This is a genomic window from Streptomyces cahuitamycinicus (genome assembly GCF_002891435.1).
GTDB classification, from domain to species: domain Bacteria; phylum Actinomycetota; class Actinomycetes; order Streptomycetales; family Streptomycetaceae; genus Streptomyces; species Streptomyces cahuitamycinicus.
The window spans coordinates 1-3912 of the sequence record NZ_POUC01000586.1; the positions used below are offsets into that span (position 1 = coordinate 1).

The 3912-nt window shown below is 69.0% G+C and carries 3 protein-coding genes and 1 pseudogene; all 4 read left to right on the top strand.

Annotation, left to right across the window (positions count from 1 at the left end; translation table 11 throughout):
• Positions 1–378: 378 nt before the first annotated feature.
• A complete protein-coding gene (locus C1J00_RS39725; protein WP_102913720.1) occupies positions 379–1038 on the top strand; it encodes a histidine phosphatase family protein in 660 nt (219 codons plus the stop codon).
• Positions 1039–1050: 12 nt separating this feature from the next.
• Complete coding sequence (locus C1J00_RS39730) at positions 1051–1956, top strand: ADP-ribosylglycohydrolase family protein (RefSeq protein WP_102913721.1); 906 nt, start codon at positions 1051–1053, stop codon at positions 1954–1956.
• 608 nt (positions 1957–2564) lie between these two features.
• Positions 2565–2894: pseudogene (locus tag C1J00_RS39735) on the top strand (TetR-like C-terminal domain-containing protein); the annotation flags it as partial.
• A gap of 144 nt (positions 2895–3038) precedes the next feature.
• Complete coding sequence (gene rnhB / locus C1J00_RS39740; RefSeq protein ID WP_102913722.1) at positions 3039–3740, top strand: ribonuclease HII; 702 nt, start codon at positions 3039–3041, stop codon at positions 3738–3740.
• The last annotated feature ends 172 nt before the right edge of the window (positions 3741–3912 follow it).

The following is a 3912-nucleotide window of genomic DNA, read 5'->3' on the forward strand; positions in this document are numbered from 1 at the left end:
CCCTGCCGTCATCGGCTCAGGCGTTCGGCGTCAGCTGCAGCCGCTGGTCGAGCCGCAGCCCTCGCAGATGTAGCAGGAACCGGCGCGCTGCATCTTCGTGCCGCAGGAGAAGCACACCGGGGACGTCGTGGACATGGAGTCGAGCTGGACGGTCTGAGTTCGCGCGTAGGACGAGTGCTCCGGGTGGGCGGGTGCTCGGACCGGTACGGCGCACTGGGCTGTGACTTACATGGCGTGACGCCGTGAGGCCGCGGTGGAGCCGTTCTGTTCGGACAGGCGTGCGACCGGTGTGATCTGTGGTGCAGGAATCATGTGACCTACGCTGTATGGGTGTGGCAGGAGTGCTCAACCAGCCCTCACCCGATCTAGGGTCTTGGCATGGCACGACCACGGCGCATCGTCCTTGTCCGGCACGGCGAGTCAACGGGCAATGTTGATGACTCCGTCTACGAGCGTGAGCCCGACCACGCCCTGGCGCTGACCGAGCGCGGTCGGCGGCAGGCGGAGGCGACGGGCGAGCATCTGCGCCGGCTCTTCGGTGACGAGCACGTCAGCGTGTACGTCTCCCCGTACCGTCGTACGCTCGAGACCTTGCGCGCGTTCCACCTCGACTCCGGACTCATACGGGTACGCGAGGAACCCCGGCTGCGGGAGCAGGACTGGGGCAACTGGCAGGACCGGGACGAGGTGCGCCTTCAGAAGGCCTATCGGGACGCGTACGGCCACTTCTTCTACCGCTTCGCCCAGGGCGAGTCGGGCGCCGACGTCTACGACCGGGTCGGCGGCTTCCTGGAAAGCCTGTTCCGCAGCTTCGAGGACCCCGATCACCCGCAGAACGTCCTCATCGTCACCCACGGCCTGGCCATGCGACTCTTCTGCATGCGGTGGTTCCACTGGACGGTGTCGGAGTTCGAGTCGCTGTCGAATCCCGGGAACGGCGAGGTGCGGATGCTCGTTCTGGGGGACGACGGCAAGTACACCCTCGACCGGCCGTTTGATCGTTGGCGAGATCCCGAGCCGTACGGGATCACCGGATAGAGTTGCAGGGCGATGACCGCTGATTCCTCACCCGACGTGCGCCTGGACCGCGCCCTGGCCTGCCTGCGCGGACTGTCCGTCGGAGACGCCCTGGGCTCCCAGTACTTCGTGCCGGTGAACTACCCGCTGCTGAAGCGCCGCGAGGTGCCGTCCGGGCCTTGGCAGTGGACCGACGACACGGAGATGGCCGGCTCGGTCGTCGCCGTCCTGGCCGTCCACCACCGCATCGACCAGGATGCCCTGGCCCGTTCCTTCGCCGAGCACCACGACTTCGACCGGGGCTACGGCCCTGCGGTCAACCGCATGCTGCGACTCGTCCGGGAAGGTGGGGACTGGCGGGAGCTCGCCGCGGCACTCTTCAAGGGGCAGGGTTCCTGGGGCAACGGCGCGGCGATGCGGATCGCCCCGCTGGGCGCCTGGTACGCGGACGATCCGGAGCAGGCGACCCACCAGGCGGAGATCTCGGCGTACACGACCCATCAACACCGCGAGGGCGTCGTGGGGGCCATGGCCGTCGCCGCGGCAGCCGCGTTCGCCGCCGCCCCCGACGGGACGCCCGGCGCCGAAGCCCTCCTCGACGGTGTCATCGACCTGGTGCCCAAGAGCGCCGTGGGCGCGGGACTTCGCCGGGCCCGGGACATGCTCGACTACGACGACCCGGGCACGGTGGCGGCCGTACTGGGGTGCGGGCGGCGTACGACCGCCCACGACACCGTGCCCTTCGCTCTTTGGTCGGCCGCGAGAAGTCTCGGCGACTACGAGCAGGCTTTCTGGGCGACCGCGCAGGTGGGCGGGGATGTCGACACCACGTGCGCCATCGTCGGCGGCGTGATCGCCGCGGGGAAGGCGGGGACACCGCCCACCGAGTGGGTGGAGCGGACGGAGCCGCTTCCGCACTGGGTGCCCACGTCGATCTGACGGTGGGCTCCTCCGCTCCTTCGCATACTCTCCGTGCGCGTCGGGAACTCTCCGTGACTGTTCGCCCGTTGTCCTGGCATTCGCTGTGCGAGCCATCGAGGGCGTACAGGCCGGAGGGAGAAGGGGGGTGGCGGATGGGCGTGGAGGCTCTGCTCGCCGTTCTGGTTCGCTGGTGGGGCGCTGTCGTCCGTTGTGTGGGACGGGCGCGGGTGGCCCCGCTGCCGCCCACGCTGTTGCGTCCCCTGATTCAGTCCGGCGATCCGCGGTCGGCAGCGAACCGGCTCGCCACCCCTCGGTGCGCCTGTGTAGGGCCCGCCGACGAGCCGCCGGCACCGATTCGCGGCGCTCCCGCGACAGCCGACCCCCGGTCCGGCCGAGCCGGAGAGTGCCTCCAGGTCGCTCTTGCGGACCCGGATCACCAGCCAGGCCCCGGCCAGGGGAGGTACGGCCCATGCCGAGCATCGCCGTGGCCAGGCTCAACTCGAGCACGTATGTGCCCGAGCGGTTCCGGGTCGGCGAACATCCGGGGCGGGGTGATCGGCTCCTCGGCCCGGGACTCGATGATGCCGAAAGGCGGCAGCAGCACCACGGCGGCGAAGGAGCAGGCGCTGTGCCTGCGAGCCCGTGACGCCACATTCTCCCGCCCTGGTTTCGCCCTTCGCTCGGTGATTCACGAGTGCGACACCGTGCAGGCCGAACGCTTCCATGGCGTGATCTTCGAGGGGGTTGTGAAGCCCACCACGAGGATGCTGCGGAAGGTCGTCGAAAGAGAGATCGAGCGAGGCGAGGTGCGCCCCGAGGTTGTGAACGGCTATGTCTTCGACGCCATACCGGCGATGATGATGTACCGCTCGAAAATGTGCGGCTGTGAATGCTGGGATGGCGAAGTCGAGGAAACGATCGACCAGTTGATGCCTCCGCTCCTGCGGCCGCACAGTTCCCGAGGCTGCGGCCGGGAGGCCTGGTGCCGCGGCCGGACGGTTCCCGACGCTCCGGTCGGCCGATGCCTGACCGGGTTGTTCGCGGGCCGCGGCGGACCGGGGTGTCGCGGGCGGTTCCAGGCGGCGTAATCTAGGGGCGCCATGCCGTACGAACCGCCTACTCACACCGTCGAGCGCTCCCTTCGAGCCACGACCGGAGCGAAGATCGTTGCAGGTGTCGACGAGGTGGGGCGCGGCGCGTGGGCCGGCCCCGTCACCGTCTGCGCGGCGATCACCGGACTGCGCCGTCCCCCCGAGGGGCTCACGGACTCGAAGCTGCTCACCATCAAGCGACGTACCGTCCTCGCCGAAGAACTGCGGACCTGGGTGACGTCCTACGCGCTGGGGCATGCCTCTCCCGAGGAGATAGACGCCCTGGGGATGACGGCCGCGCTGCGGCTCGCAGCGGAGCGTGCGCTGGACGCACTGCCGATCCGTCCCGACGCGGTCATCCTCGACGGCAAGCACGACTACCTCGGTGCGCCCTGGCGGGTCCGTACGGTGATCAAAGGCGACCAGTCCTGCGTGGCGGTCGCGGCGGCCTCGGTGATCGCCAAGGTCCAGCGCGACAAAATGATGGCCGAACTGGGTATCGACCATGCAGACTTCGGTTTTGCGGACAACGCAGGGTATCCATCACCCGTGCACAAGGCCGCACTGGCGGAGCGGGGCCCCACCCCCTACCACCGGTTGTCGTGGGCGTATCTTGATGCGCTGCCCCGGTGGCGGCACCTCAAGAAGGTCCGCAGCTGGGCGGACGGAAGTGGTCCGGAGATCGAGGGGCAGCTCGGCTTCGACTTCTGACGTTTCGTTCGCACCCATGCGCAACCCGCCGACGCGGGCCGTACCAACGTTTGATAAATATCAACCCATGCCTCTCATTCCCGAGGAGCCTCAGATTCACGAGAGCGCCCAGGGTCCCCGCGCCACGCCGGCCAGCGGCCGCACCGCGCCGACCCCCCGTCCCGTACCCGGC